General features: G+C 63.0%; 27 protein-coding genes and 1 tRNA gene. 14 read left to right on the forward strand and 14 right to left on the reverse strand.

The window, feature by feature from the left end; translation table 11 throughout:
* The first annotated feature begins 19 nt into the window (after positions 1-19).
* The 5 genes from recJ (at position 20) to ACYU81_RS08670 (ending at position 4,234) form a co-directional block, all read left to right on the forward strand.
* Positions 20-1,786: a single-stranded-DNA-specific exonuclease RecJ gene (gene recJ, locus ACYU81_RS08650; RefSeq protein ID WP_460987232.1), complete on the forward strand. Its 1,767-nt coding sequence runs from the start codon at positions 20-22 to the stop codon at positions 1,784-1,786.
* Positions 1,787-1,886: 100 nt separating this feature from the next.
* Positions 1,887-1,961: transfer RNA gene (locus tag ACYU81_RS08655), tRNA-Glu, on the forward strand.
* A gap of 105 nt (positions 1,962-2,066) precedes the next feature.
* Positions 2,067-2,834, forward strand: coding sequence for a histidine phosphatase family protein (locus ACYU81_RS08660; RefSeq protein ID WP_449470854.1), 768 nt, complete (start codon positions 2,067-2,069; stop codon positions 2,832-2,834).
* The gene (locus ACYU81_RS08665) at positions 2,831-3,721 is read left to right on the forward strand and encodes an NAD(P)H-hydrate dehydratase (RefSeq protein WP_460987234.1); all 891 of its coding nucleotides are present in this window, start codon (positions 2,831-2,833) and stop codon (positions 3,719-3,721) included. Before ACYU81_RS08660 ends, ACYU81_RS08665 begins: the two co-directional genes overlap by 4 nt.
* Positions 3,722-3,766: 45 nt before the next feature.
* Positions 3,767-4,234, forward strand: a complete 468-nt coding sequence (locus ACYU81_RS08670) for an MgtC/SapB family protein (RefSeq protein ID WP_449470858.1) — start codon at positions 3,767-3,769, stop codon at positions 4,232-4,234.
* Between the two features lie 9 nt (positions 4,235-4,243).
* Here ACYU81_RS08670 and rlmN read toward each other — a convergent pair whose 3' ends face one another.
* Both rlmN and ACYU81_RS08680 read right to left on the reverse strand, forming a co-directional pair.
* Positions 4,244-5,503, reverse strand: coding sequence for a dual-specificity RNA methyltransferase RlmN (gene rlmN, locus ACYU81_RS08675; RefSeq protein ID WP_449470859.1), 1,260 nt, complete (start codon positions 5,501-5,503; stop codon positions 4,244-4,246).
* A gap of 58 nt (positions 5,504-5,561) precedes the next feature.
* Positions 5,562-6,032 (reverse strand): hypothetical protein, encoded by a 471-nt coding sequence (locus ACYU81_RS08680; RefSeq protein WP_460987237.1) that lies wholly within the window; start codon positions 6,030-6,032, stop codon positions 5,562-5,564.
* On the opposite strand from ACYU81_RS08680, the gene ACYU81_RS08685 reads away from it, so the two are divergent.
* The 3 genes from ACYU81_RS08685 (at position 6,031) to ACYU81_RS08695 (ending at position 10,104) form a co-directional block, all read left to right on the forward strand.
* Positions 6,031-6,204, forward strand: coding sequence for a hypothetical protein (locus ACYU81_RS08685; RefSeq protein WP_196225143.1), 174 nt, complete (start codon positions 6,031-6,033; stop codon positions 6,202-6,204). The genes ACYU81_RS08680 and ACYU81_RS08685 overlap by 2 nt on opposite strands.
* The gene (gene dnaN, locus ACYU81_RS08690) at positions 6,201-7,313 is read left to right on the forward strand and encodes a DNA polymerase III subunit beta (RefSeq protein ID WP_449470860.1); all 1,113 of its coding nucleotides are present in this window, start codon (positions 6,201-6,203) and stop codon (positions 7,311-7,313) included. The genes ACYU81_RS08685 and dnaN overlap by 4 nt, the downstream gene beginning before the upstream one ends.
* A 181-nt stretch (positions 7,314-7,494) precedes the next feature.
* Positions 7,495-10,104 (forward strand): EAL domain-containing protein, encoded by a 2,610-nt coding sequence (locus ACYU81_RS08695; RefSeq protein WP_460988147.1) that lies wholly within the window; start codon positions 7,495-7,497, stop codon positions 10,102-10,104.
* An 88-nt stretch (positions 10,105-10,192) separates the two neighbouring features.
* Here ACYU81_RS08695 and ACYU81_RS08700 read toward each other — a convergent pair whose 3' ends face one another.
* Both ACYU81_RS08700 and ACYU81_RS08705 read right to left on the reverse strand, forming a co-directional pair.
* Positions 10,193-10,612, reverse strand: coding sequence for a response regulator (locus ACYU81_RS08700; protein ID WP_460987239.1), 420 nt, complete (start codon positions 10,610-10,612; stop codon positions 10,193-10,195).
* Between the two features lie 65 nt (positions 10,613-10,677).
* On the reverse strand, positions 10,678-13,146 hold the full coding sequence (locus ACYU81_RS08705; protein WP_460988148.1) for a TonB-dependent receptor: 2,469 nt from the start codon (positions 13,144-13,146) through the stop codon (positions 10,678-10,680).
* Positions 13,147-13,343: 197 nt separating this feature from the next.
* On the opposite strand from ACYU81_RS08705, the gene pip reads away from it, so the two are divergent.
* Positions 13,344-14,285 (forward strand): prolyl aminopeptidase, encoded by a 942-nt coding sequence (gene pip, locus ACYU81_RS08710; RefSeq protein ID WP_460987240.1) that lies wholly within the window; start codon positions 13,344-13,346, stop codon positions 14,283-14,285.
* 46 nt (positions 14,286-14,331) lie between these two features.
* Here pip and ACYU81_RS08715 read toward each other — a convergent pair whose 3' ends face one another.
* From ACYU81_RS08715 to uvrB, 5 genes are all read right to left on the reverse strand, one after another.
* Positions 14,332-14,727, reverse strand: a complete 396-nt coding sequence (locus tag ACYU81_RS08715) for a hypothetical protein (protein ID WP_460987242.1) — start codon at positions 14,725-14,727, stop codon at positions 14,332-14,334.
* Between the two features lie 88 nt (positions 14,728-14,815).
* Positions 14,816-15,394, reverse strand: a complete 579-nt coding sequence (locus ACYU81_RS08720) for a hypothetical protein (RefSeq protein ID WP_460987243.1) — start codon at positions 15,392-15,394, stop codon at positions 14,816-14,818.
* A gap of 13 nt (positions 15,395-15,407) precedes the next feature.
* Entirely contained in the window at positions 15,408-15,962 is a 555-nt protein-coding gene (locus ACYU81_RS08725) for a demethoxyubiquinone hydroxylase family protein (RefSeq protein WP_460987244.1), read from the reverse strand.
* A complete protein-coding gene (locus ACYU81_RS08730; protein WP_460987245.1) occupies positions 15,959-16,444 on the reverse strand; it encodes a disulfide bond formation protein B in 486 nt (161 codons plus the stop codon). Before ACYU81_RS08730 ends, ACYU81_RS08725 begins: the two co-directional genes overlap by 4 nt.
* A gap of 47 nt (positions 16,445-16,491) precedes the next feature.
* Positions 16,492-18,675, reverse strand: coding sequence for an excinuclease ABC subunit UvrB (uvrB, locus tag ACYU81_RS08735; protein ID WP_449474576.1), 2,184 nt, complete (start codon positions 18,673-18,675; stop codon positions 16,492-16,494).
* Between the two features lie 55 nt (positions 18,676-18,730).
* Here uvrB and ACYU81_RS08740 point away from each other — a divergent pair, with 55 nt between their 5' ends.
* From ACYU81_RS08740 to ACYU81_RS08760, 5 genes are all read left to right on the forward strand, one after another.
* Positions 18,731-19,573, forward strand: a complete 843-nt coding sequence (locus ACYU81_RS08740) for an acid phosphatase (protein WP_460987247.1) — start codon at positions 18,731-18,733, stop codon at positions 19,571-19,573.
* An 88-nt stretch (positions 19,574-19,661) separates the two neighbouring features.
* Positions 19,662-20,198 carry a DUF3617 domain-containing protein gene (locus tag ACYU81_RS08745; RefSeq protein WP_460987248.1) on the forward strand — a complete coding sequence of 179 codons (537 nt, stop codon included), beginning with the start codon at positions 19,662-19,664 and terminating at the stop codon, positions 20,196-20,198.
* 4 nt (positions 20,199-20,202) lie between these two features.
* Positions 20,203-20,481, forward strand: a complete 279-nt coding sequence (locus tag ACYU81_RS08750; RefSeq protein ID WP_460988149.1) for an HNH endonuclease — start codon at positions 20,203-20,205, stop codon at positions 20,479-20,481.
* A gap of 78 nt (positions 20,482-20,559) precedes the next feature.
* Complete coding sequence (locus ACYU81_RS08755; RefSeq protein ID WP_460987249.1) at positions 20,560-21,060, forward strand: DUF3617 domain-containing protein; 501 nt, start codon at positions 20,560-20,562, stop codon at positions 21,058-21,060.
* A 130-nt stretch (positions 21,061-21,190) separates the two neighbouring features.
* Entirely contained in the window at positions 21,191-21,664 is a 474-nt protein-coding gene (locus ACYU81_RS08760) for a hypothetical protein (RefSeq protein WP_460987251.1), read from the forward strand.
* A 1-nt stretch (position 21,665) separates the two neighbouring features.
* Here ACYU81_RS08760 and ACYU81_RS08765 read toward each other — a convergent pair whose 3' ends face one another.
* From ACYU81_RS08765 to xth, 5 genes are all read right to left on the reverse strand, one after another.
* Entirely contained in the window at positions 21,666-22,886 is a 1,221-nt protein-coding gene (locus ACYU81_RS08765; protein WP_460988150.1) for an MBL fold metallo-hydrolase, read from the reverse strand.
* Positions 22,887-22,965: 79 nt separating this feature from the next.
* Complete coding sequence (locus tag ACYU81_RS08770) at positions 22,966-23,277, reverse strand: hypothetical protein (RefSeq protein ID WP_460987252.1); 312 nt, start codon at positions 23,275-23,277, stop codon at positions 22,966-22,968.
* On the reverse strand, positions 23,277-24,173 hold the full coding sequence (locus ACYU81_RS08775) for an iron-containing redox enzyme family protein (protein ID WP_460987253.1): 897 nt from the start codon (positions 24,171-24,173) through the stop codon (positions 23,277-23,279). The genes ACYU81_RS08770 and ACYU81_RS08775 overlap by 1 nt, the downstream gene beginning before the upstream one ends.
* A 135-nt stretch (positions 24,174-24,308) precedes the next feature.
* Positions 24,309-25,349 carry an ATP-dependent DNA ligase gene (locus ACYU81_RS08780; RefSeq protein WP_460987255.1) on the reverse strand — a complete coding sequence of 347 codons (1,041 nt, stop codon included), beginning with the start codon at positions 25,347-25,349 and terminating at the stop codon, positions 24,309-24,311.
* Complete coding sequence (xth, locus tag ACYU81_RS08785; RefSeq protein ID WP_460987256.1) at positions 25,346-26,134, reverse strand: exodeoxyribonuclease III; 789 nt, start codon at positions 26,132-26,134, stop codon at positions 25,346-25,348. The genes ACYU81_RS08780 and xth overlap by 4 nt, the downstream gene beginning before the upstream one ends.
* Positions 26,135-26,192: the final 58 nt, after the last annotated feature.

The raw sequence follows: 26,192 nt of genomic DNA on the forward strand, positions 1-26,192 counted from the left end.
CCCGGTTTAGGGATCAGAAATGACCATAGCGCTGAATGTATCCCGCTCTATCCTTGGACAACCGTGGCGCTGGCGGGGCGCAGGCGCGGATGCGCGCGAGCCGGGCTATCTGCCCGACGACCTGGTTACGCAGTTGCTGCTGGCCCGTGGCTGTCCGCGCGAAGCCGTGGAAGCGCATCGTAATCCGACCATCCGACACTTTATGCCCGATCCCAGCTTGTTCCGCGACATGGACAGCGCTGCCGAACGGCTGGCGGATGCGGTGCAGAGCGGCGAGCATGTCCGTATCTTCGGCGACTATGACGTGGACGGCGCAACCAGCGCGGCCTTGCTGATCCGCCTGCTGCGCGATCTTGGGCTGTCCGCGCGGCCTTATATTCCTGACCGGTTGATGGAAGGCTATGGCCCCTCGGGCGAGGCGCTGGTGCGGCTGGCCGGGGAAGGGGCAACGCTGATCGTCACCGTCGACTGCGGCGCGCAGGCGTTCGAGGCGCTTGCCATGGCGAAGGCTGTGGGCGTCGATGTCGTGGTGGTCGATCATCATAAATGCGCCGCCGCGCTTCCCGAGGCGTTCGCGCTCGTGAACCCCAACCGGCTTGACGAGGTTGAGGAGGCGGCCGCTCATGGCCATCTGGCGGCGGTGGGGGTCGCATTTCTCTTGGGCGCCGCGCTTATCCGCGTGTTGCGCAAGCGGGGATGGTTCGCGGCTCGCGCCGAGCCTGCCCTGATGGAATTGCTCGACATCGTGGCGCTCGGCACTGTGGCAGACGTCGCACAACTCAAGGGGCTTAACCGCGCCTTTGTCGCACAGGGCCTCAAGGTCATGGCAAAGCGCCGCAACATCGGCATCTCCGCGCTGATCGACGCGAGCCGCCTTAGCCGTGCGCCATTATGCCATGATCTGGGATTTGCGCTCGGTCCCCGCATCAATGCTGGCGGGCGGGTAGGCAAGGCCGACCTGGGCGTGCGCCTGCTGACGACGGAAGACCCGATCGAGGCCGCGAGCATCGCTGCCGAGTTGGACCAGTTCAACGAGGAACGTCGCGTGATCGAGGCGGCGGTACAGGTCGAGGCAGAGGAACTGCTCGCGGCGCAGGGCAACCGGGCCGTGGCGCTGATCGCTGGAGCTGGCTGGCATCCCGGCGTGATCGGCATCGTCGCCGGACGCATCAAGGAAAAGGCGGGGCGTCCCGCGATCGTCGTGGCGATTGATGATGCGGGTACGGGCAAGGGCTCCGGCCGTTCGATCTCCGGCGTTGATCTTGGCGCAGCTGTGCTGGCGGCCAAGGACAGCGGCTTGCTTGTTGCCGGTGGCGGCCACGCCATGGCGGCAGGGCTGACCGTCGCTTCCGACAAGCTGGACGCGCTGGCTGATTTCCTGGACGAAAGGCTCGCCGCCGCCGTCGCCCGCGCCCGCGATGACCGCGCATTGTTGATCGACGCCGTGCTTGCCCCGGCGGGCGTCAATCCGGACTTCGTGGCCGCGATCGAGGCAGGCGGCCCCTATGGCGCTGGCTGGCCATCCCCGCTCATCGCGGCTGGACCGATGCGCGTCATCAAGGCCGATGTCGTCGGCAATGGCCATCTGCGCGCCGTCATGGCGGGAGACGATGGCCGCTCCATCAAGACCATCGCCTTCCGCCAGGCGGAGAGTGAGTTGGGGCAAGCTATCCTTGGCGCACCGCGCGACCGCCGCCTGTGGGTCGCGGGCCGTGCAAAGATCGACGATTGGGGCAGCCGGCCCGCCGCTGAACTGCATCTGGAAGATGCCGCCTGGGTCGATTGAAAGAAGTGGTCGTTTTCCTGCCCCAAAGGGGTTGACCGCCGCAAGCTCCCCCCCTAAAGCCGCCCTCGCTTCGCAGCGCCGCCCAAGCGGTTCTGCATGTGGCCCCTTCGTCTAGCGGTTAGGACGCGGCCCTTTCACGGCTGAAACACGGGTTCGATTCCCGTAGGGGTCACCATTTTCCAAGCGCAGCCTTCATCATAAGCCGCGTTCCGCCGGGATCAAAGCGGCGACGCGGCCGTTCTTCATGCCTTAGCAACCGGCATGGAAGGCAGCAGGACTCGTGGCGTCACTTCATTGGCCGAGCCAGCTCATCATCGTACGTCATGGCCAGAGCGCCGGAAATGTGGCGCGCGACGCCGCCACCGAAGCCCAGTCCGATCGCATAGCCTTGTCCGTGCGGGATGCGGACGTTCCGTTAAGTGGATTGGGCCGTGAGCAGGCGCAGGCGCTAGGCCATTGGTTCGGCAGCGAGGAGGAAGATCAAAGGCCGGAGGTTCTGTTGTCGTCCCCCTATCTGCGGGCGTTTCAGACCGCGCAGATTTTCCGCGAGGTTGGCGGAGCCGCCGCCGAGGAACCGATCTGCTTCGATGAACGGCTGCGCGAAAAGGAATTCGGCATTTTGGACGGGCTGACGACGACGGGCATCCGCAATCTGGAGGCCGACCAGTATGAATTCCGCCAGATGCTCGGAAAATTCTATCACCGGCCGCCGGGCGGAGAGAGCTGGTGCGACGTCATCCTGCGGCTCCGATCGGTGATGGACACCATATCATTGCACTATGCCGGACGGCGCGTGATGATCTTCACGCATCAGGTCGTGGTGTTGTGCCTTCGCTATATCATCGAAGGGTTGAATGAAGCGGAAATACTGGCGATCGACCGGGCTGGCGATGTCGCGAACTGCGCGATCAGCGACTATGTTTATGACCCTTCCCACGGGCGCAATGGCGGGCTGGTACTGCGCCGTTACAATGTGACCGCGCCGATGGAGGAAGAGGAAACCCCTGTCACACGCGAACCCGATGCCATCGCCGGAGCACGGGGATGACGCCAGAGACTCTCGATAGCGCATGGTTGCGGACGCACCCCCTCCCGATTCCCGACCATGACTCCGACAAGGATGGGCGGGGTCGTGTGTTGGTCGTCGGTGGCGCGGAATTCGTGCCCGGTGCGCTGCGCCTGACGGGCGAGGCGGCACTGCGGGCAGGTGCTGGCAAGTTGCAGATGGCGACTGTCCGTTCTGCCGCCATGTCGCTGGGCGTGCTGGTTCCCGAAGCCGCGATGACGGCGCTGCCTGCGGAGGAGAATGGCGAGATCGCCGCCGGAGCAGCTGAGCGTCTGGCGCCGCAGCTCGCCCGCTGTGACGCGCTGGTTCTGGGGCCGGGCATGAGCGTGAGTTCCCAGACGGGTGAACTGGTCGCTGCCATATTGGCCGCCACCGATCCGCCGGTCACCATCGTCCTCGACGCCGCGGCGCTGACCTCTGCGCGCGAGTTGCGATCCACCGTCGCCGGGCATGAGGGGCATATCATCTTGACGCCTCATCATGGCGAGATGGCTATCCTGACCGGGCAAAGCGTCGAGGCCGTGTCGGCCGATCCCGCGAAGATCGCGCTACAAGCGGCGGCGGAATTTCAGGCGGTGGTCATCCTGAAGGGCGACCGCAGCGTGGTCGCGGCTCCGGACAGTGCCTGCCTGTTGCATGAGGGCGGTTGCGTCGGCCTAGCCACCGGCGGCTCGGGCGATGTGCTGGCCGGGATCGTCGGCGGTTTGGCGGCGCGCGGCGCGGAGCCGTTGCGGGCGGCCGCCTGGGGCAGCTGGCTGCACGGCCGGGCAGGGCGCGAACTCGCCCGCACCATGGGGCCTGTCGGATTTCTGGCGCGCGAATTGCTACCGCTGATCCCCGGCCTGCTGGAAGAGCCCGGCAACAGCTAACTGCATCGTTCCGCATCCGAATTCATCTTTGTGCGTTTCGGGTGGATGAGCGACAATTTTTCGGTGCTGCCGCATCTGGTCCCTATCGTCATCGCCTACTGTCTGGCTCTGCCTATCGGCTGGAACCGGGAGCGAGCGGAACGCAGCGCTGGCCTGCGCACCTTTCCGCTGGTCGCCGTCGCGAGCTGTGGCTTTGTCCAGACGGTGGAAGGAATGATGGCGCAGGACCCGGCGGCGCTTGCCCGGGTGTTGGAAGGCGTGATCGCGGGCATCGGATTTCTGGGCGGTGGTGCGATCCTGCAACAGAAACATTCGGTCAGGGGCACCGCAACGGCAGCCAGCCTTTGGATCACGGGTGCGATCGGGCTTGCAGCCGGGCTTGCAAAATATGATGTCGCGGTGGTGCTTACCGGCCTTACCCTGCTGACCTTCTGGGTCATGGCGCCATTGAAGCCCGCCGAGAATGAACGGGGCGATGAAGAGAAGATCAGTGAGCCAGAAACGCCGCGCTGATGGCGCTGCTTACCCCAGCGCTGCCTGCTTTTCCGCCGCCAGCCGGTCCAGTTCCGCCCGGCTCTTCTTCTCGCTCGCCGACTTGAGTTGCCCGCAGGCGGCCATGATGTCCCGTCCGCGCGGCGTGCGTACCGGGGCGGAGATGCCGCCTTCGAACACGATCTCGGAAAAGCGCTTGATCCGCTCGGGCGTCGAGCATTCATAGTCGGTGCCCGGCCATGGGTTGAAGGGGATCAGGTTGACCTTGGCAGGCAGCTTGTAGTGACGCAGCAGACGAACCAGTTCGCGCGCGTCCTCGTCGCTGTCATTCTTGTCCTTGATCATCACATATTCGAACGTGATGCGGCGCGCATTATTCGCGTTCGGATAGTCGGCGCAGGCTTGCAACAGCTGTTCGATCCCGAATTTCTTGTTGAGCGGCACCAGTTCGTCACGCACATCCTTGGTCACGCCATGGAGTGACACGGCAAGGTTGACGCCAATCTCTTCCCCCGCGCGCGCCATCATCGGCACTACGCCGGAGGTGGAGAGGGTGATCCGCCGCTTCGACAGAGCGAGGCCGTCGCCGTCCATGACGACCTTCAACGCATCGCGCACATGGTCGAAATTATAGAGCGGCTCGCCCATGCCCATCATCACGATGTTGGTCAGCATCCGCCCATCGGGGCTATATTGCGAGCTATCGTCCGCTTCGTCATCATTGGCGGACGCCATGCTGCCCTTGGGCCATTCGCCCAGCGCATCGCGGGCCAGCATGACCTGCCCGACGATCTCACCAGGCGTCAGGTTGCGCACGAGGCGCATCGTGCCCGTATGGCAGAAACGGCAGTTGAGCGTGCAGCCCACCTGGCTCGATACGCAGAGCGTTCCTCGGTCGGCATCCGGGATGAACACCATCTCATAATCCTGCCCGTCGTCCGACCGGAGCAGCCATTTGCGGGTGCCGTCGCTCGACACCTGCGCTTCGACGACCTCGGGACGCCCGACGATGAAGCGCTCCGCCATCCAGCCGCGCATCGGCTTGGCAAGGTCGGTCATCGCATCGAAATCGGTCTCGCCGCGATGATAGAGCCAGTGGAATAGTTGCTTCGACCGCAACTTTGCCTGCTTTGCATCGAGACCTGCTTCCTCCAGCGCGCTTTTGATCTGCGGGCGCGACAGGCCCATCAGATCGGTGCGCCCATCTTCACGGGGCGTCACCGCGCGCGGGACGGGCACAGGGTCGATAGCGCCGGGAATCGGCATCAGGGGGCTGGCGGATGAATGCATGGCAGCGCCCATAGCGGATTTTTCGAAAATTATAAAGGGAGCGTCGAGCGCCCGCCTGTCACCGCAGCCGTGCGCAGCCCAGAGCCGCCGCGTCGATCGCTGTTGCGGCGCCGCGCAGTGTGTAGGTGTCCGCGAAACCGCGCCCATTTGCGCCCTGCGTCTGTACGCTCATGCTGCCTGCTGATCGCATGGCCGCAATGATGGCCGCGTCCGCGCGAGGATCGGGCGCCCACGCGTCAGCCTGTCCCGCGACCAGCGGGAAGCGCCTGTCCCCAACATTCAGGATAACGGGAGAATCGTCTGCCCGCACCCGGCTCAGCCGGAAATGTACCTGTCCGCGTACGCGCTGGCGGGGCCAGTTGCCAACGGCGGCGAAACCATTGCCAGCGCGGCTCACGGGTTTGGAGATGGCATAGCAACGCGGTGCCGCCGGGTCACGGAACGCCCCCCAAGCCTCGAACATGCCGAGCGAGTCCCTTGCGAATGCCGGCGTCGCGATCAGCAGGAGCAGGAGCAAGGCGTGCTTCATGACGCTGGCAAAGCCCATCATGTCCTCTTTTGCAACCCTTGCCGTCACGAAACGATCAGCAGGTGCTTGCCGCCGCCGCAACAGTGGTTATGAAGGATCATCCATCATTGTCGCCCGGATTCGACCGCATCCGGGCTTTGCGCAGAAAAGAAACGGACAAACAGGGACATGAAGGCCACCATCGAACGCGCCACGCTCCTCAAGAGCCTCAGCCACGTCCAGTCGGTGGTCGAGCGGCGCAATACGATTCCGATCCTGTCCAACGTGCTGATCGAAGCGTCTGCCGATGGCGCGATCAAGCTGATGGCGACCGACCTCGACCTCCAGATCGTCGAAAGCGTGTCCGCGCAGGTGGAACAGCCCGGCGCGACGACCATTTCGGCCCACACCCTGTTCGACATCGCCCGCAAGCTGCCCGAAGGGTCGCAGGTGTCGCTGCAAGCGGCGGAAGGCAAGATGCTGATCCAGGCGGGCCGCGCGCGATTCAACCTGTCGACCCTGCCGCGCGATGACTTCCCGGTGATCGCGGAAGGCGACCTGCCGACCAGCTTCGAACTGCCCGCAGAGACGCTGAAGCAAATCATCGACAAGACGCGCTTTGCCATCTCGACCGAAGAGACGCGCTATTATCTGAACGGTATTTATTTCCACGTGTCGGATGATGGTCAGCCGGTCCTGAAGGCCGCGGCCACCGATGGGCACCGCCTCGCTCGCGTCACCGTGCCGCGTCCCGATGGCGCCGATGGCATGCCGGGCATCATCATTCCACGCAAGTGCATCGGCGAGCTGCGCAAGCTGCTCGACGAGGTCGAAGGTTCGGTGCAGATCACCCTCTCGGCGAGCAAGATCCGTTTCGGGCTTGGCAGCGCGATCCTGACCAGCAAACTGATCGACGGCACCTTCCCCGATTATAGCCGCGTCATTCCCACCGCGAACGACAAGCTGCTCAAGATCGACCCGCGCAGCTTCGAGGAGGGTGTGGACCGCGTCGCCACGATCGCGACGGAAAAGACTCGGGCGGTCAAGATGACGCTCGATCGCGACAAGATCACCCTGTCGGTCACCAGCCCCGAAAACGGCACGGCGGCCGAAGAAGTGCCGGGTGCGTTTCAGGGCGAGGGCTTCGATATTGGCTTCAACGCGCGCTATCTGCTCGACATTCTGGGCCAGATTGACAGCGAGACGGTCGAACTGCACCTTGCCGACGCGGCAGCGCCAACGCTCATTCGGGAAAATGATCGCAGTCCTGCGCTCTATGTCCTGATGCCGATGCGCGTTTAGTCGGGAACGGGGTGAGCGGTCCTGCGGGACCGCATGCCTCATCCTGCTCAGTCTGTTTTGGCCTCTGTTGAACGAATATTGAGGCAGTATTGGCGTCGCGAGAGGGGCCTTCCCTCTCCCGTCACGCTTTGCCAGCCGACCGGGTAAGTTTCTTTCAACATCTGTGCGTTACGCACGGCATATGGCCCCGTCGCGCACCAAGCTGAACGATACATCGTATCGACCCGCCGATCTTGCGGTCGCGCTGGGTCTGGCTGAGGGCGGGACGCAGGCGTCGGCCTTCTGGATATCCGGAGCCTTCGCCCATATCGCCCGCCTCTGGCCGCTGGTGCTGCTGGGCAAGCTGTGCACCATCACGCTGCTCCATGTGCCACTGTTCACCTTTGACAACATTCTCCATTTCATCACATTCCTGGCGATGTTGTTGATAGATGGCATGCTGATCGCCGCTCCGCGCGCGGAACGATTTCAGAATCTACGGCCGCATGTGCAGAAATGGCTGATGTTGCCGATGGTATTGCTGTCGAGCATGAGCTTCAGCATGTTGCTGGGACCAGCGCAATTTGCAGGACCATTGTCGATTTCTCTCGCGGCAGAAGTCGCGATGGCGTTGATCGCCGTGTCGATATTCGGCGACCGGCGGTTGCTGGGCGTCAGTTATTTTCTGGGCACATTGATCGTTTCAGCGTTTCAGGAAGCGGGCTTTGCGCAACTGGGTTTGTTGGTGAGTTGCATCGCGGTCATGATGATCGCCGCAGTGCGCCAGGCAACGTCTGATTTCGAACGGGCAATCGCGCAACATCAACAGGACCTTCGCGCGCAACGATCCGACCGCCTGTTGCAGGAATATGAACAGTCGGGGCAGGGCTGGTTCTGGGAAACCGACCGGCAAGGCTGCTTAACCTACCTATCAGAAACGCTCGCGCGAACACTGGATATCGCGGAGGATGAACTTGTCGGCCAGTTGATCACCGAGATTGTCTCTGCGGGTGATCATAAAAATGGCGGGGGTGAGCGCACGCTCGGCTTCCATTTATCGACCCGCACCGGCTTTTCGGACATCCATGTTCGAGCCGCGGCTACCCGCGACGAGCGCTGGTGGTCGATATCCGGCCAGCCGGTTTTCAACGAATTTGGCCAGTTCCACGGCTTCCGCGGGAGCGGCGCCGACCTTACCGAAATCCGCCGGAGCCAGGCGGAGGTGAAGCGGCTTGCCCAGTTCGATTCGCTGACTGGCCTTGCCAATCGCGTACAGATGCTGCGGGCGCTGGAAGATGCCCTGGCTGGCTCCCCCGGCAAGTCGGGCGATTGCGCGCTGCTGATGCTGGACCTGGATCGCTTCAAGACCGTCAACGATACGCTCGGCCACCCCGCCGGGGACGCGCTGCTGCGGCAGGTGAGCCAGCGTCTTCAACGTGTCGCGGGCGATCGCGGGCTTGTAGGGCGGCAGGGCGGTGACGAATTCAAGGTGCTGCTGCCCGGCAGACATGATCGTGCGCTGCTGTCCCAACTATCTACGATGATCATCAACACGCTGTCGCAACCTTATATGATTGAGGGGAAGGCGGTCGTCATCGGCGTGTCCATCGGGATTTCCTGTTGCCCGCATGATGGCGACACGGCCGATGCGCTGATCCGCAACGCTGATCTCGCGCTCTATGCTGCAAAAGGCGACGGGCGCGGCGTCCATCGTTTCTATTCGTCCGAAATGCACGCCGATGCAGAGGGGCGTCGGCAGTTGGAGGAGGATCTTCGCCACGCGCTGGCTTCGGATGGGCTGCACCTTGTCTACCAGCCGGTCGTGTCTTCAAGGACGGAGCGGGTCACCGGCTATGAAGCGCTGCTTCGCTGGACTCATCCCGTACGTGGCGAGATTTCGCCATCCATTTTCGTGCCCATCGCCGAGGAGACAGGACTTATCGGCCCGATCGGTGACTGGGTACTGCGCACCGCCTGCCGCGACGCTTCGGATTGGGACGAAGATATTCGCGTCGCCGTCAATGTCTCGCCGATCCAGTTCGCCAATCCAGGATTGCCCGCGACGGTCATGAGTGCGCTTGCCGCTTCCCAACTCGCGCCCCAGCGGCTGGAGTTGGAGATCACCGAAAGCGTGTTCCTGAATGACAATGACGGAACGGATTCGATGTTCGCCCGGCTCAAGGGGATTGGCGTCCGTCTGGCGCTCGACGATTTCGGCACCGGATACTCCTCGCTCGGTTATTTGAAGAAGGCGCCCTTCGACAAGATCAAGATCGACCAGAGCTTTGTGCGCGGCGCGGTGATGACCGGCAGCCGCAACAGCGCGATCATCAAGGCAATCGTCAGTCTGGCCGAGGCGCTGGGCATGGACACCACGGCGGAGGGCGCGGAGACGCAGGACGAACTGGCGCTGATCCGCGATCTGGGGTGCAGCCATATACAGGGCTATGTCTATGGCCGCCCGCTTATTGTCAGCGATGTGCTGGCCCGGCACCGTGCACACGGCACGGTGGCGCTGGTGGAGGGTTTCCAGTCCAGCCGCCCTGAGCGCAAGACGATGCTGCGGACGATCGCGGTGCGTGCCGATGGTCACGCCTATACCGGGCGCATCCGCAATATCTCCTCGACTGGCGCGATGATCGAGGGGCTGTGGCATGTGCCCCAGGGCACCCAGTTGTCGATCGAGTTCAGTGACAGTCAGAATGTGAGCGCCGTGGTTCGCTGGTCCCGCGAGGATCGGATGGGCGTTGAATTTACCAGCGCCATCGATATTGCCGCCGCCTGCGCCCTGCCTCGGTCATTGGCATCCTGACCTGACCCGGTTCGGCCGGCGACACCCGCAAGCGCATAAAAAAGGAGCTGCCCGATGACAGCTCCTTTTGTTGTACGTGGCGGATGTTTCAGGCGGCGATCGCTACCTGTTCGGCCTGAACAAGGCCACGCGCGACGTCCTTGACCAATGCGATGAAGCGTCCGGCTTCCCGAGCGATCATCGCCTTGTTGAAGCAGGCGGCCGCACCCCGGTCGAGCGCTTCGGCCATGATCGGCGCTCCGTCGCGCATCAGGCTGGACAGCATGATGACGGGGCAGGGATCGATGTCCATGATCTCGTCAAGGATGCTGAGCCCATCCCGGCCCGGCATGGCGACGTCCATCGTCACCACATCGGGCTTTTCCATGCGGATGAGGTCGATCGCCTCTTCGCCGTTGCGGGCGATGCCCACGACATCGAACCGGCAATGGCGTTCCAGCAGCGTTTCGATCATGGCGCGAATGGTCAGCGAGTCATCGACCACCACGATCCGTATCGGCTTTGCCATGCATTCCTCCGCCCCTTGTTTTCAAAGGTCATAACGGACGGAAAATGGAGAGTTTTAGGCAGGAGTCAGAAGAACAGCTTGCGGAAGGAAATGCTGATCGTGCGGCCCAGCGGATCGAGATAGCCCTGCTGGTAGCGCAGCGGGGTTCCTCCGGTCGCGTCCGTCACATCGCGGCGCGTGTTGAAGATATTGTTGATCCCGATCGATACCCGCGATCCCCGCAGAAAGGGATGATTCTTCACAAGCGAAGGCATCTGCCCCAGATTGGCGAATAGTCGCAGGTTAACGGTCGCCAGACTTCCGAAATCGAGCCGCGAAGTGCCGCCCAGCGCGCCATCTACATGGGTGCCGCTTTCCCAATCGAAGCTCAGCCGCGCGCCAACGCCGTTGTTGGTGTAGCCGACGCGTGCCTCCACCTCATGCCGTGGCTGGCCGCCCGATGATCCTGTCGCGTCGCCATTCAACAGATCGAGTTCCGGCACGCCCGGTGCGATCAGGATGCTCTCGGTAAAATGCCATGTGTGGTAGAGGCTGAAGCTGAGGCGCCCGCCGCCGCCTCCACGTCCGCCGCCCGGCCCGCCAAAACCGCCGCCCGGCCGTCCGCCGCCTCCGGGGCCGCCAAAGCCGCCCTCACCGCGCGGTCGGTCTCCGCCCTCCTGTCCGTGAGGCGGCGGAGCGCCATCCTGACCCGCTTGCGCGCCACGCTCTCCGCCCCGTCCGCCGCGATTGCCGAACAGTGCGCGCATATCCTGCAGTTCCTTGGGCCGATCCTCAGGCTTTGCACCGGCGGCGCGCCAAGCCTCTGCCAACTTCTGGATGCGCGACTTCAGCGGGAAGGAGAGGTCGAAGCCCCAGCGCAGTTGTTCGCTTTGCGAGCGCAGATAATTGATCGGCGTCGCATCGATTTCGGTCAGCAAACCGCCAACGCGAGTGAAGCGGCCCTCGAAAGCATCCAAGATTGCTGGCGTAGGCTCGGGGAAAGCCGCGATCGGATTACTCGTCCGGCTGTTGAGGTAGGTCGCTGTCAGGGTCAGGTTGGGCTTGTCGAAAGGCTTCACCGTTGCGCTCAGCCGGAACTGGTCGCGCACGCTTTCCTTCAATTGGGCGTTGCCCCCCGTCACCCGCGTGACGAAGACGGTCTGGCCGCTTTGATAATCAAAGACGGGTACATTCTCCGTCCTGACTTCAGGATCGCTTAGCTGGTTCCCCGTCGGCGCGGCCCGGTCCTGGTTCGCGGACACCAGCAGTTGCACTGCCGGGATCGGCCGCCAGCGCAGGCCGTAGCCAAGCGTGGAGAGCGTGCCGAAGTCCGAAAGCTCTTGCGCCGCCGCATTCACATTGACGCCGATATCGCCGACCGCGCCCAGGACGCCTCTCGCCTTGCTGGTGATCGGCACATCGAGAGTGACCTGCCCGCTGGCGATCTGCCGGTCATAGTCGATGTCCTGTTCGAACCCGTTTCGGATCGACCAGCCCTCAAACCCATTGGCCGACGCCCCCACCCGGACGGAGCTTGTGACGGCACCCGCAGGCAGGTCAAAGACGGGGCCTGATAGGAGCAGGTCGCCCGTCACCGCCTGCGACCGCGCGCTCGCCCGGTCGGTCGACGCCGATCGATCCGTTCGCGTGCGCGTATCCGACACGTCGCCATTGCCAGTGAAGGACCATTGCCACCCCTTGCCGAGCAGCCCGTTGAAGGTCAGGCCCAGATGGCCGGTCGTTCCGCGAATCTGCTGATCGAGCCGGTTGTCCCGCAGAAATTCGGCATAGAGCGGCCCGTTGCCGATCGGCGCTGCAAGTGCGGCGGCAGACAGCCCCTGAAGCGAGTCATTGTCCGACAGCTCGACCCGGCCGTTAACGGTCATCGATACGCCGCCCAGCGCGCGCGCGTAGGTGGCGTTCGCGGACACGCTCTCGGTCGCCGGGCTCAACGTGCGAAAGCGGGTGATGTCGATCATCGCCGGACTGATCGCCGTCCGTTCGATCCCGCGTTCGCTTTCCAGTAGTGAAGCAGCGGCATTATATTTGACGTTCAACGTAAAGCGATTGTCGCCCCGGATGCGCAGCAGGCCCGCCTCGGCCGACCCGCTTTCCCGTCCGCCATCGGTGGTCGTGGCCGCGCGCAGATCGGCCAGCTCCGCCCGAAAACGCTGGCGCAGGACGATGTTCGCCACCTTTTGCGTTGGTGCATAGCCATAGGACAAGGCGACCTGTTCCGGCAGGATATCGACGCGCGCCACGGCCTCGGACGGGATATCCTGGATTTCGGAAAAGCTGGAAATGCGCTTCCCGTTCAGCAGCACGACCGGGGTCCCGTTCGTCTGTGCCGACAATTCGGTGATCATTTCCGAAATGGAGGTGACGCCCAGAGCGCGGATGTCGGCGGAGGAAAGCTGCTGCTCAGGCTTGATATTGCCCAGCACCGCGCCCCGCTGCGGCTGGCCGGTGACGATGATCTCGTCGCCTTCGTCCATCTGCGCAGGCGGCTCCTGAGCTGAAGTCTGCGCCATCAGCGCAGCGGGCGATGCGCCCATCATGAAAAACAGCATCAGCGAAGCCGGTCGGCGCACGAACATACCCCTTTTGGAAAAAGCGAACTCTTGATGGTCCGTCACTAGGGGCGAACTGTCTCAAAATCTTGGCAAGGCCAAGGCTAATTTGTCGCAAAATGTAGCAGACGCCTTCACGCGCTGCGGTTCCCTTCGCTCATCGGCTCGCCTAGGCTGAGGGCATGCGCACTTTGTACCCTGCCATCGACCCATACGCTCACGGCCACCTCGACGTTGGCGATAATCATTCCGTCTATTGGGAGCGCGTCGGGACGCCGGGGGCAAAGCCCGCGGTCTTCCTCCACGGCGGGCCGGGCGGCGGCATCTCGCCCGATCACCGCCGCTTGTTCGATCCGGATCGCTACGACATTTTACTCTTCGACCAGCGCGGTTGCGGCCGTTCGACGCCGCATGCTTCGCTGGAAGCGAATACGACCTGGCATCTCGTAGCGGACATCGAGCGGTTGCGGGAGTTGATGGGCGTTGATCAATTGCTTGTCTTCGGCGGTAGCTGGGGATCGGCGCTGGCGCTTGCCTATGCGCAGAGCCATCCCGCCCATGTCAGCGAATTGATCCTGCGCGGCATCTTCACGCTCCGCGAGCAGGAGGTCGATTGGTATTATCAGGAAGGTGCCAGCCGCATCTATCCAGATAAGTGGGAACGCTTCCTTGCGCCCATAGCGGAGGAGGATCGTGGCGACTTGCTTCATGCCTATCACCGCATCCTGACGGGTGAGGATCGTGCGGCGCAAGTCGGGGCGGCCAAGGCGTGGAGCGTATGGGAAGGCGAAACCATCCGTTTGTTGCCGGACGCTGCACTGTCAGCCACGCATGAGGATGATGCGTTCGCACTCGCCTTCGCACGGATCGAAAATCATTATTTCGTGCATCGCGGCTGGCTGGAGGAAGGCCAGCTCATCCGTGATGCGGGCAAGCTCCGCGACATTCCCGGCGTGATCGTTCAGGGCCGCTACGACATGGCCTGTCCCGCCGAGACCGCCTGGGCGCTGCACAAGGCATGGCCTGAAGCACGGTTCGAGATGATCGAGGGCGCCGGGCACGCCTATAATGAACCCGGCATCCTCGACGCCCTGATCCGCGCTACGGATAGTTTCGCAATCTGAAATTCAGATGGTGAAGGGGGATGGGCGATCGTCGAGGATCAAAAGCTCAAGGCTCGCCCTTGGACTCCTGCATCCGCCGTTCGGCAAACCATTGCTCCAGCATCTTGGCGGTGCAGCCGGTAAAGCCGTTGCTCCCGATCGCCGAGCAGCTGCCGGGCAGATTTTGGCGCTGTACCTCTTCCATCGTGGCCACTTGGCTACCCCAGCCCGGCCCACCGGACGGGGCGGGCTTTTCGCGCAATTTCTTCGGGATGCGGTAGCGTTCGGACTCGGGCTTGCGCGCGCAGACGACGATCTCGTCGCCTTCGCCTTTGGGACAGGGGTCGTTCCCATAGACTATCAGGTTGAACACGCGCTGTGGCGGCTCGGCCTTGGCTGGGGCGAGTAAGGCTATGGGTGCAAGCGCCGCCATGGCGAGGAAGGTATGAACCGGGAAGCGCATAGGTGATATCCTCTTTTCGCCCCTGTCCCACCGACGGAGTGCCCAATTCCGCCAGCCTTACCCAGACGCCAAGCGCCCGGAGCAACCGTCAGGGCTGCGTCGGTGTAGTCGGCTGCGGAGCGGTCTGCTGCGGTTGGCTGGCCTGCGCCTTTTCCTCCGCTACGGCTCGTGCCTCGATCGCCTTGCTATCAGCATCGATGGTGGAAAGCCGCCGTGCCCGTTCGGCTTCGACCAAGTCCTTCCAGCTGGCATTGTCCGCCGCCTGCCGTTCCGCCTTGGCAAGCCTTGCCAACTGGTTGAAGCAGCCGGTGAAACCGCCGGGGCCAGTGGCAGAGCAGCTTTCCGTGCCGGTGCGGCCGACATATTCCATGGACCGTACGCGCTCGCCCCATGCCTGATTGCTTGGCTTGTTGGGATCGCCGCGCAGCGGTTCGGGGATGCGGTAGCGTTCTTCCTCGCCCTTGCGCGCGCAAACGACAATGTCGGTGCCAGCGCTTTGCGGGCACGCGTCTTCGCCATAGACGATGACCAGATTGACGCGCTCCGATCCCGTCGTACCGGCGGCGGCGGTGGGCGCCTGCTCCTGCGCGGGTCCGGCCTGCTGCGCCATGGCGGGCAGGGCGCTCGCAGCCATCAGCAATATGGCGGCTGTCGCGGTCTTCATCATCGTCCTTATCTCCTCAGATCCGCTTCGACAGCGCGATTGCAGCCCGGCATCCCAGGCGAATGACGCCCGAAAGCAGCGGATAGGCGGGTGCCTGCTCTGCTCCACGGGCGATCGCGGTTTCGCGATGTTCGACTTCTTCCGCCTGAAAATCCGTGATGGTGGCGGCAAGTTCCGGGTCATCGCCCGCCAATTCCACCAACTGCTCGCCATAATGACGGTCGATCTCCGTCTCGATCGCGGCGGTGCAGGCCATGGCGGCGCGCGGGCCGATCGCGGCCGTTACTGCGCCCAGGGCAAAGCCCGCGACGTTCCAGATGGGTCGAAGCGCGGTCGGCCTGACGCCGCGCCGCGTGATCATTGCGTCGAATATCTTGCGATGCCGTTCTTCCTGCGCCGCCATGCCCGCGATGACGCGCGCGTCGGGGTGGCGATCGCCAAGGACGGCAAGCTGCCCGGCATAAATGCGCGTCGCGCCGAACTCACCCGCCTGATCGACGCGCAGCATCGCCGCGCGATCATCGGCCGTCACCCTCCGGCCGGGGCGGGGAAACTCCCTGGGCGCGTTCATGCCTCTTTCCTCGACTTGATCAGCAGGGCCAAGATGGCGAGCGCGCTGGCTCCAGACAAGAGCGCGTTGAAGCCTGCGAGCGAAATGCCGAAGAGTGTCCAGGGGGCGACGTCGCAACGGGTGATCGGGGTCGCCATGATCTGGTTCAATATGTCCGCCGGGTTGCCCGCCGTAGGAGAGGTGGAGCAGGCGGTCAGTCCCTGCCACCAGCCATATTCGACCCCCGCATGAAAGAGGCCAATGCCGCCGCTGATTCCGATCGCCAGCCCGGCCAGCCCCGCGAACAGCGCACTGACGCAGGGCCGCCTTTTCACGGCGTAGGCGATCAGCGCGAGCGGGATCGCCGCCATATGCGGATAACGCTGCCACCAGCACATCTCGCACGGATGCAGGCCGCCTACATATTGCGAAGCGTAGGCGCCGCCCAGCAGCAGCAGCGGCATGGCAAGGGCGATAGCGCGGGCGAGAGGCAAGTTCTTCATGGTGCTCGCTTAAACGGCCCCGAACCTTTCGTCATGCTGAACTTGCGTCAGCGCCCGAACTTCCGCTGTGTCTTGCCGTAACGCAGCTTGCGCGTCCCCGGCTTGCCTTCGGTCGCCCGCCCACGCGGCGCCGCGACCTGCTCGTTGGCGGGCAGGCCCAGCTCCTCCGCCTCCAGCTTGCGGATTTCGTCGCGGATGCGGCCTGCTTCCTCGAATTCGAGGTCGGCTGCGGCCGCGCGCATCTTCTTTTCCAGATCCTCGATATAGGCGCGGAGGTTATGGCCGACGAGGTGTGGGCGGTCGTCCAGCCCGGTATCGACCGTGACCTGATCCTTGCTCGCGACATGGGCGATGATGTCGCCGATGTTGCGCTTGATCGTGGTCGGCGTGATGCCATGTTCCAAATTATACGCCTGCTGCTTTTCACGGCGACGGCTGGTCTCGTTGAGCGCGCGCTCCATGCTGCCGGTGATGCGATCGGCGTAGAGGATGACACGCCCATCCACGTTGCGCGCGGCGCGGCCAATGGTCTGGATTAGCGATGTTTCCGATCGCAGGAAGCCTTCCTTGTCCGCGTCGAGGATCGCGACCAAGCCACATTCCGGAATGTCGAGACCTTCGCGCAGCAGGTTGATGCCGATCAGCACGTCGTAGACGCCCAGCCGCAGGTCGCGGATCAACTCGATACGCTCCAGCGTCTCTACGTCGCTGTGCATGTAGCGGACCTTGATCCCCGCCTCATGCATGAACTCGGTCAAATCCTCGGCCATCCGCTTGGTGAGCGTGGTGACGAGGGTGCGATAGCCCTGCGCCGCGACCTTGCGGCATTCGTTGATCAGGTCGTCCACCTGATCCTCAACCGGCTTGATCTCGACCGGCGGGTCGATGAGGCCGGTGGGGCGAATGACCTGTTCGGAGAAGGCGCCGCCGGTCTGCTCCATTTCCCACGGCCCCGGCGTCGCGGACACGCTCACCGTCTGCGGCCGCATCGCGTCCCACTCGTTGAAGCGCAGCGGCCGGTTGTCGATGCAGCTCGGCAAGCGAAATCCATATTCGGCCAGCGTGATCTTCCGCCTATGGTCGCCCCGCGCCATCGCGCCGATCTGCGGCACCGTCTGATGGCTTTCATCCACGAACAGAAGCGCGTTTTCCGGGAGATATTCGAACAAGGTCGGCGGCGGCTCGCCGGGCAGGCGGCCGGTCAGGAAGCGGGAATAATTCTCGATCCCCGCGCAGGAGCCCGTCGCGGCGATCATTTCCAGATCGAAATTGGTCCGCTGCTCCAGCCGCTGCGCTTCCAGCAGCTTGCCCTCGGCCTGCAATTCTTTCAGCCGCTCGGTCAGTTCGAAACGGATCGCCTCCATCGCCTGCTTCAGCGTTGGCCCCGGCGTGACATGGTGGCTGTTGGGGAAGACCTTCACATATTCGAGGGTCGCGATCTTCTTGCCCGTCAGCGGATCGAATTCGACAATCTCCTCGATCTCATTGCCAAAGAAGCTGACGCGCCAGGCGGTATCCTCATAGTGGGAAGGGAAAATCTCCAGATTATCCCCCTTCACCCGGAAATTGCCGCGCGCGAAGGCGGCATCGTTGCGCTTGTACTGGAGCGCCACCAGCTTGCGGATAATCTCCCGCTGATCCTCGATCCCGCCCTTCTTCATCGAAAAGGTCATGGCCGAATAGGTCTCGACCGAGCCGATGCCATAGAGACAGGATACCGAAGCGACGATGATCACATCGTCCCGCTCCAGCAGCGCACGGGTGGCGGAGTGGCGCATCCGGTCGATCGCCTCGTTAACGCTCGACTCCTTCTCGATATAGGTGTCGGATCGCGCCACATAGGCTTCGGGCTGATAATAGTCGTAATAGCTGACGAAATATTCGACCGCATTCTCCGGAAAGAAGCTCTTGAACTCACCGTAAAGCTGCGCTGCGAGAATCTTGTTGGGAGCAAGGATCAGCGCGGGCCGCTGCATCGCCTCGATCACCTTGGCCATGGTGAAGGTCTTGCCAGAGCCGGTGACACCCAACAGCACCTGATCCTTTTCACCCGCCCTTGCCTGTTCGACCAGTTCGGCGATGGCGGTGGGCTGGTCGCCCGATGGTTCATAGTCGGAAACCAGCTTGAACGGCCTGCCGCCCTCGCTCTTTTCCGGGCGTGCAGGACGGTGGGGGACGAAGCCTTCGCCGGTCTCGGGCTCGTCCAGCGTGGTGCGAATCTGAATGGACATGCGGGGCAATATGGGCATGGTCCCGCACCACAGCAATGTGGGGCAGGCATCCCACATGACGATAGTGGAGGACCCGATGCGCAAGGCCATTTTCCTGTTTACCACGCTGGCCATGTTGCAGGCATGCGCGACGACGACCGGTGGAGCCGGTTCGGCGCAGACGCCGCCATCGGCCATGCAGGGAAAGAACCCACTGGGCAGCGGTTATCTTGGCGGCGGCGCGCTTCCTGACAGCCTGTTGCTCTCCCCGCCACCGCCAGCCGCAGGATCAGTGGCCGAGGCGCGCGATAGGGAAGGGGCAGCCGCAGCGGTCGCGATGCAGGGTAGCGCACGTTGGGATTTCGCCAAGGCCGATGCCGACCTGCGCCCCGGCCATGCGGCGACCGCCTTTTCCTGCGCGGCGGGCTTCCTGATCGATCAGGCCCATGCACCCGCGCTGACGCGCCTCCTGACCCGTGCGATGGGGGACCTCGGCATGTCCACCGCCGACGTCAAGAAGCGATACATGCGTCCGCGCCCCTTCATGGATAATGGCAAGCCAAGCTGTACGCCGGATTGGGAAAAGTTTCTGCGCCGTGATGGCTCCTATCCCTCGGGTCACAGCGCCATCGGCTATGGCTATGGCCTTATCCTGGCAGAAGTGATGCCCGATCGCGCGGCAAGGCTGGTGGCGCGCGGTCGAGCCTTTGGGGACAGCCGCCGCATTTGCAATGTGCACTGGCTGAGCGATATCGAGGAAGGACGCGTTATCGCCTCCGCCACCGTGATGCGTCTCAACGCCGAACCCGCATTTGCCGCAGACCTCGCCGCCGCGCGCAAGGAAGTCGCCGCGTTGCGCGGTAAACCCTCGGAAACCGCGCCCGATTGCGCGCAGGAAGCTGCGGCGCTGGCTCAATAGCCCGCAGGACCATTTTTCATTCTATGCCTGTCCTGATATGCTGATGGTTAGACAGGCCGGGTCATTCCGGCATCAACGGGGGAAGATCATGCTTAAAGCCTTGGCCGTCATTATTCCTGCCACGCTGTTGCTCGCCAGCTGCGGCGACAAGCCTTCTGGCGAACCGCAGACGCGCGAGGAAGTGAAAGCCCAAGTTCAGAAGGTGCAGCTGAAGCCCGGCCAGTGGGAAGGCGCCTATACGCTCGAGGATATCGACATGCCGAACATGCCCGGCGGTGGCGATCAGATGAAAGAGCAGATGAAGAAGATGATGAGCCGCACCTTGATCAAATATTGCGTCTCTCCCGAAGAAGCGGCGAACCCCAGCGGCAAGATGTTCTCGGGCCAGGAAAACAAGGATTGCACATACAAGGGCTTCGACGTCAGCGGCGGGTCGGTGAAGGGCGAGATCGCCTGCAAGTCGGAAAATGGCACGATGAATGCCGTCATGTCTGGCGACTACGCGCCGGAAAGCTATGAAATGCACATGGACATGAAGATGAGCGGCGCGCCCAACGGCATGAACATGAGCATGAAGGCGAAGACCACGGGCAAGTGGATTGGCGCGGACTGCGTAGCATCCTGATATGATGGAGGGCGCGGAGGGCTTTTGCTGGCTCTGCGCGCGTCCTTTAAGCAAACGGGTTGAATGGCATCATCCGGTGCCGAAAAGCCGAGGCGGGCGCGAAACGGTGCCCGTCCATCCAATCTGTCATCGGGCCATCCATGCGCAGCTCAGCAATGTGGAGCCTGCCCGAACGCGGGGCGATCCCGCCGCCCTTCGCGCGCATCCCGGCATCGCCCGCTTTCTCGGCTGGGTCGCGGCCAAGCCGCCCGACTTCCACGCGCCGACCTACAGGAAACGCTAGCGTCGCTTTTTTCTCTTGCGCTTCGCCGCGCGCCAAGCGAGCCTCTGCCCGTTCCGTAAGAGAACAGGGGAAGAGGATATGCGAAAGACGATAATCGCGGCGTTGCCGCTGGCGATGACGCTTGGCTTGGCCGGATGCGGCAATGAGGCGCCTGCACCCGAAGCGGTCGAAGCGCCCATCGTGATCAAGGGGGGGGAATGGACGATCACCCGCAAGACCACGGGCTACAACACGCCGACTGTCACGCCCGAACAATATCAGGTCGCGCTGAAGCAGGTTGACGAGGAAAAGCTGTGCATCGCCGTCGATGCCAAGGGGACACCCGATGCCGATGCTCTGGCAGGGGATGAGGGCAAGGATTGCACCTATAAGGACAAGCTGCTGCGCAAAGGGCGGTTGATCGCGACCTTGGCCTGCAAGTCAGGCGGGGCGACATCGGAAATCGTGCTGGAGGGCAACTACACCGCCGATACGCTGACGCTGGGCAGCACCATGACGAAGACCGCCGCAGGTAGCCCCGTATTGCGCACCACCCATGACGTAACCGGCAAACGCACCGGAGAGTGCAGCAAGGCCTGAACAGCCTGTCTTAAGAAACCCTCCGCTGCCTGCCAGCGGAGGGTCTCCTGTCCGGAATCTCCAATGCTGACGACGGGATTCTGTGCCATTGTCGCGCCCGGCATCCATCAGAATGTCGGAGAGTCGAGACATGCTCTTTCATCTTTCGATTGCCGCGCATGATCCAAAGCATGTTGCGGAGGTTATCGCTGAAATGTGGCGCGGCGAGGCGCTCTATTTCCCGCCCGTGACGCCGGGCAGCTGGATCGCCATGGCTGGCGATGACCGAGGCACCGCCATAGAGGTCTATCCGATCGACACCGTCTTGCGCGAAGAGGAAGGCGACGCCGATAGCTTCGGGGAGCGGACTGGCGAAACCCGTTACACCGCAACACATGCCGCGCTGGCCACGCCCCTGTCCCGCGAAGAGATCATGGCGATCGCGCGCCGGGAAGGCTGGCCCGCCAAATATCGCAAGCGTGGCGGCGCCTTCGGCGTGATCGAATTGTGGATCGAAGGACGGCAGATGATGGAGATGCTGACCGCCGAGATGCAGGCCGAATATCTGGCGGCGATGACGGCGGACAATTGGCGCGCGATGCTGGAAGCAGGCCCTCCCGCCTGACCTATTGCAATGCGCGGATGGCGCGTTGGTCGCATCGTTTTGGACTATGCGGCACGGCGGAATAGGCGGGCACCTGGATGGACTGGCCGATCTGCAACGGTGCAAAGTGCCGCCGCTCTATGCCTTCGCATTTCAAGAAAAGCTCCAGCATGCGGGGCGGTGTGTCCCATTTTTCATAAGATAGCCGGAATGTGCCCCAATGGATGGGGATGGCAGTCGATGCCTTGAGCTTTTCGAACACCTCGACCGCGCGCTGCGGCCCGATGTGGGAGTCCGCCTCCATCTGCCCCGGCCAGAAGCGGAAGGCGCCGATCGGGATCATCGCGAGGCGGATCGGGCCGAACCGCGCCGCTTCGGTGGGCCATGCCATGTCGCCAGCCCCCGTGTCGCCCGCGAAGAAGATGTTGCCCGCGCGCGTTTCGATGAGGAAACTCGACCATAATGCGCGGTTGCGATCAGTGCCCCACCGGCTGCTCCAATGATGATTGCGCAGCACATGGACGCGATAGTCTGGGCAATGTTCGTAATTTTCACACTGGATGACGGTTTGCGTTCCCAGATTGTTGAGGGCAGCCCCCGTCACGGATTGGCCCCAATCCAGCGCGATCGCCGGAATGCCCTTGTCCTTCAGGATGCGCTCATTGCCCAGGCTGACGATGATCTTGGGCCGATCTCGTTCCCACAGCTTCTTGAGCGTGGGTATGTCCATATGGTCATAATGATTGTGGCTGACGATGATCAGGTCGATCCTCGGCAGATCATCCATCCGGATTCCCGGCTGCGCGACCCGCTTTGGTCCTAAAGGTGGGAAGGGGCTCGCATAGTCGGACCAGGTGGGGTCGGTAAGGATATTGACCCCCGCTGCCTGCACCAGCACCGTGGCATGGCCGACCCATGTCGCCACCATGCCGCGCGGCGCGGCGAAGGCTGGCGGGCGCGTCGGCTTTACTGCGACCGTCAGCGGCCATTCGGGGCGCTCGTCCTGCCCCGTCAGCCAGCGGAGGAGAAAGCCCCGGCGGTTCGTCCCCGGAGGACCGGAAAACTCGATCTCGCCATCGGGATTGAAGAAGTGCTCGCCGTCATAATGGCGGCTGACCGGCCCGTCATAATAGATGCGGTCGAGAAAGGGCGGGATGATCGTGATCGCCAGACACAAGGCGATTACGAGAAACAGTAGCCCGATGCCCGCTCCGCGAAAGACTTTTCCGATGATGCGGCCCATGCCGTCTCCTGCTTCGATCACGATGCAGGGTCATAGCCGCGATATGGCGCGGGACAAGAGTTGCTTGTCCCTCGCGCCCTCAATGCCGCATATGCCGAAGCCAAGGCAGCAAGCGTCCTTGAAGGTCCTGCGCCTCGCTATCCTCTCCTTCCAGCAAAGGGATGGCATAGGTCTCAAGATCGTCCTTCAGGAGGCTCACGCTACGGCTGGGATGATGCAAATCTACCACCGCGCCATCGGGCATATGGATGGCTAGCGCGGCCATGCCGTCGCTGATGCTGGCGTGGGGGCCATCGACTTCATAATCCTCCGCCAGCAGCAGATCGACCATCATGCCAGCCAGCAGCGGGTCGTCCTCAACAATCAGGATGCGGCCGTTGGATCGCGCCATCATCCTTGCTCCAAGCCAAAATGGCTACGGTAGCGGTTGAAGCAGCGCTCGCCACAGCTAAGGCGCATCAACGCGCCTTCCGCGATTGCGACGGCTCGGCGAGGGTCCTCCGCCACCAGCGGCTTGATCGCCAGCTCGTTCCAGTCGCGGCTATGTTTGACGTCCAGCACCGCATGCAGATCAAAATATCGTCGCTCCGACTGGCTGAGCCCAATTCGTCGCAAGGCGCGCGCGGTGTGCGCCGATCGGCCCGGCGCGGTCAGTTCGATCGCGCCCAACGCGCCGACGCTGTGCCAGGCATAGCAGCGCTGCGTCGCCATCGCGGTCATCGCGTTAGCCAGCGCCAGGCTTTCCCAGACAGTCGTCTCGATAGTCGGCGTCAGTTCCAACGTCGTGACCAATTGCGCCAGCATGGGGCCATGCATGCCCTTTTCCTGGCCGCGCCCCATCTCGTCCCAATAGTTGCGCGCAAGTTCCAGCTTGGCGGACTCGGGGAGCTTCACCTGCGTCAGGGCGACGAGATCGTCAAAGCCAGCCTCGCCCGCCGCTTCCTGCGTCAGAAACCAGCGGATTTCATCGCGCGACGCACGGTCCGCGAGCCAGGGAAACAGCGCGTCATGCTGGCCGGGGCCAGTCCGCTCCAGCGCCTCGAACCATTGGATGAAGCCTTCGGGATCGGTCGGCACCTCTGCCGCCCGGTCGCGCACCGTTGCGCGCAGCTCTTCCATGAAGCCATGTTCCAACCGCAGCATGGCTTCATCCTGACGGAACCGGCTTTCCCAATCCTCCGGGTAGGAGGGGGCAAGACGTTGCCGGTTCCAATGACTGAGGCGTTCCTGAAAACTCTGTTGAAGAAATTGCGATGCGCACTCGGGTGCGACGAAGCGGGTAGCCACGGAAAATACTCTCCTGATTGTACCCCTGTTCAATTCGGGGGAGAGCGCGGCGTTCCCTCAAAAATGCCTAACAGGGATCAGTATGAGAGCGTTTACTGGGACAAAAGCGGGTCGACCGGGGTTTTGGCAGTTCACTCAACGGCCAAGCAATTGATCGATCTCGGCCGGGCGCAGCTCCATCTGCAACTGATCACATGTGCATTGGTGCGGCGCCTTGTCGGGCCGCCAGCGCAAAAAGCGCGTGCCATGGCGAAAGCGCCCGCCGGTCACCTGATCATAGATCACTTCCACAACCAGTTTCGGAGCTAGAGGCTCCCAGACGCTTTCCTCGCCCTTGTTCCAGCGGCTTGGCCCACCCGGCGCCTTGCCGGTGAAGCCGGAGCCTCCCGCAATCGGCTCAAGGCGTTGCAACAGAAGAGGCCGCTCATCCGCCTTGAACCCGGAGGTGAAGCCCACATGGTTGAGCTTGCCCGCCTCATCATACAGGCCCAGCAGCAAGGATGCAGCGCCGTGCCCATCAGCCGTGCGGCGGAAACCACCAACCACACAGTCGGCGCTGCGATAATTCTTCATCTTCATTATCGCGCGTTCCCCGGATCGATAGGGAAGGTCTAGTTGTTTGGCGATGATCCCGTCGAGTGCGCCGCCGCTGCCTTCCAGCCAGCGGTCGGCATCCTCTATCCGCTCGCTGGCAGGGGACAGGAGCAGCGTCTCGGTCCCATTCTTCCCGTGAAAGCGCTCCAGCGCCTTTCGCCGTTCCCGCAACGGCGCGTGCATGAGGTCGCTGCTGCCCAGCGCGAGACAGTCGAATAGCATCAGCTGCGCCGGGGTTTCGCGGGACAGGCGCGCTATCCTGCTTTCCGCCGGATGCAGCCGCTGCTGCAACGCATCGAAGGACAGCGCACCGTTCAGTGGCAGGATCAACTCGCCGTCCAGCACATAGCGGCGCTCGGTCGTTGCGAGCAGTGCATCCATGATCTCCGGAAAGAAACGCGCGAGCGACTTGCTGGATTTGGATCGGATGTCGGCCTGCGAGCCATCGCGGCCCACGACCGCGCGGAAGCCATCCCATTTGGGCTCATATTGCCATCCCGGCGGTTTGGGCAGTTCGGACACAAGCCGAGCCTCCATCGGCAGCGGCAGGGCTAATCCCTTGGGATCCTTGGCCTGCGTCATGGCTCCGCTCCGCCCAGGTCGAGCGTGATGATGACCGGGGCATGATCGCTCGTCTTTTCCCAGGCGCGGGGCCGGGTATCGACCTCCGCGCTGACCAGCTTGGCAGAGGCCACGGGGTTCAGCAGCGCATGATCGATCCGTAGACCGGCATTGCGCTCAAAGGCGCCACGCCAATATTTCCAGAAGCTGTAGATCACATCATCGGGATGCAGCTGCCGGATCGCGTCGCTCCATCCCTGATCGAGGAGGCGCTGGTAGGCGGCGCGAACCTCCGGCGCGAACAGGGCATCGTCGCGCCACCGGTCGGGCGCATACACGTCAAGGTCGGTCGGCATCACATTATAGTCGCCCGCGACGATCACCGGCGCGTCCACGTCGATGAGCGAGGCCATATGCGCGTGCAGCCGATCGAACCAGCGGAGCTTGAAGTCGAACTTGGGGCCGGGATGGGGGTTGCCGTTGGGAAGATAGAGGCAGGCTATCAGGATCCCGTTCACCGCCGCTTCGATATAGCGGCTCTGCACATCATCCGGATCGCCGGGCAATCCGCGCCGGGTTTCATGGATGGCGCCAACCCGGCTCAGGATAGCGACGCCATTCCACCGGCTCTGCCCGTGCCAAACTGCGTCATATCCCGCGTCCCGGATGGCGCGCTCGGGAAAATTCTCCTGCGGAGCCTTCAACTCCTGCAAGCATATAATGTCGGGCTCAGCCTGCTCCAGCCACCGCAGCAGCACCGGTAGGCGCCCGTTCACGCCATTCACATTATAGGTCGCGATCCTCATGGCTTTCACAAGACGTTTCGCGACCCGATTGGTTCGAGGGTTTCCAAAAACTCGTCCA

The organism is Sphingobium sp. TomTYG75 (assembly GCF_054771635.1).

Bases quoted from the DNA above. Each gene is read 5' to 3' on its own strand.
- ACYU81_RS08760 (WP_460987251.1), top strand. From the start codon at position 21,191: ATGCTCTTTCATCTTTCGATTGCCGCGCATGATCCAAAGCATGTTGCG.
- ACYU81_RS08740 (WP_460987247.1), top strand. From the start codon at position 18,731: ATGACGATAGTGGAGGACCCGATGCGCAAGGCCATTTTCCTGTTTACC.
- ACYU81_RS08745 (WP_460987248.1), top strand. From the start codon at position 19,662: ATGCTTAAAGCCTTGGCCGTCATTATTCCTGCCACGCTGTTGCTCGCC.
- recJ (WP_460987232.1), top strand. From the start codon at position 20: ATGACCATAGCGCTGAATGTATCCCGCTCTATCCTTGGACAACCGTGG.
- ACYU81_RS08725 (WP_460987244.1), bottom strand. From the start codon at position 15,962: ATGAACGCGCCCAGGGAGTTTCCCCGCCCCGGCCGGAGGGTGACGGCC.
- uvrB (WP_449474576.1), bottom strand. From the start codon at position 18,675: ATGTCCATTCAGATTCGCACCACGCTGGACGAGCCCGAGACCGGCGAA.
- ACYU81_RS08755 (WP_460987249.1), top strand. From the start codon at position 20,560: ATGCGAAAGACGATAATCGCGGCGTTGCCGCTGGCGATGACGCTTGGC.
- ACYU81_RS08750 (WP_460988149.1), top strand. From the start codon at position 20,203: ATGGAGGGCGCGGAGGGCTTTTGCTGGCTCTGCGCGCGTCCTTTAAGC.
- ACYU81_RS08685 (WP_196225143.1), top strand. From the start codon at position 6,031: ATGACGCTGGCAAAGCCCATCATGTCCTCTTTTGCAACCCTTGCCGTC.
- ACYU81_RS08765 (WP_460988150.1), bottom strand. From the start codon at position 22,886: ATGGGCCGCATCATCGGAAAAGTCTTTCGCGGAGCGGGCATCGGGCTA.
- ACYU81_RS08700 (WP_460987239.1), bottom strand. From the start codon at position 10,612: ATGGCAAAGCCGATACGGATCGTGGTGGTCGATGACTCGCTGACCATT.
- ACYU81_RS08770 (WP_460987252.1), bottom strand. From the start codon at position 23,277: ATGGCGCGATCCAACGGCCGCATCCTGATTGTTGAGGACGACCCGCTG.
- ACYU81_RS08780 (WP_460987255.1), bottom strand. From the start codon at position 25,349: ATGACGCAGGCCAAGGATCCCAAGGGATTAGCCCTGCCGCTGCCGATG.
- dnaN (WP_449470860.1), top strand. From the start codon at position 6,201: ATGAAGGCCACCATCGAACGCGCCACGCTCCTCAAGAGCCTCAGCCAC.
- pip (WP_460987240.1), top strand. From the start codon at position 13,344: ATGCGCACTTTGTACCCTGCCATCGACCCATACGCTCACGGCCACCTC.
- xth (WP_460987256.1), bottom strand. From the start codon at position 26,134: ATGAGGATCGCGACCTATAATGTGAATGGCGTGAACGGGCGCCTACCG.
- ACYU81_RS08670 (WP_449470858.1), top strand. From the start codon at position 3,767: ATGAGCGACAATTTTTCGGTGCTGCCGCATCTGGTCCCTATCGTCATC.
- ACYU81_RS08720 (WP_460987243.1), bottom strand. From the start codon at position 15,394: ATGATGAAGACCGCGACAGCCGCCATATTGCTGATGGCTGCGAGCGCC.
- ACYU81_RS08715 (WP_460987242.1), bottom strand. From the start codon at position 14,727: ATGCGCTTCCCGGTTCATACCTTCCTCGCCATGGCGGCGCTTGCACCC.
- ACYU81_RS08730 (WP_460987245.1), bottom strand. From the start codon at position 16,444: ATGAAGAACTTGCCTCTCGCCCGCGCTATCGCCCTTGCCATGCCGCTG.
- rlmN (WP_449470859.1), bottom strand. From the start codon at position 5,503: ATGCATTCATCCGCCAGCCCCCTGATGCCGATTCCCGGCGCTATCGAC.
- ACYU81_RS08695 (WP_460988147.1), top strand. From the start codon at position 7,495: ATGGCCCCGTCGCGCACCAAGCTGAACGATACATCGTATCGACCCGCC.
- ACYU81_RS08705 (WP_460988148.1), bottom strand. From the start codon at position 13,146: ATGGGCGCATCGCCCGCTGCGCTGATGGCGCAGACTTCAGCTCAGGAG.
- ACYU81_RS08665 (WP_460987234.1), top strand. From the start codon at position 2,831: ATGACGCCAGAGACTCTCGATAGCGCATGGTTGCGGACGCACCCCCTC.
- ACYU81_RS08680 (WP_460987237.1), bottom strand. From the start codon at position 6,032: ATGAAGCACGCCTTGCTCCTGCTCCTGCTGATCGCGACGCCGGCATTC.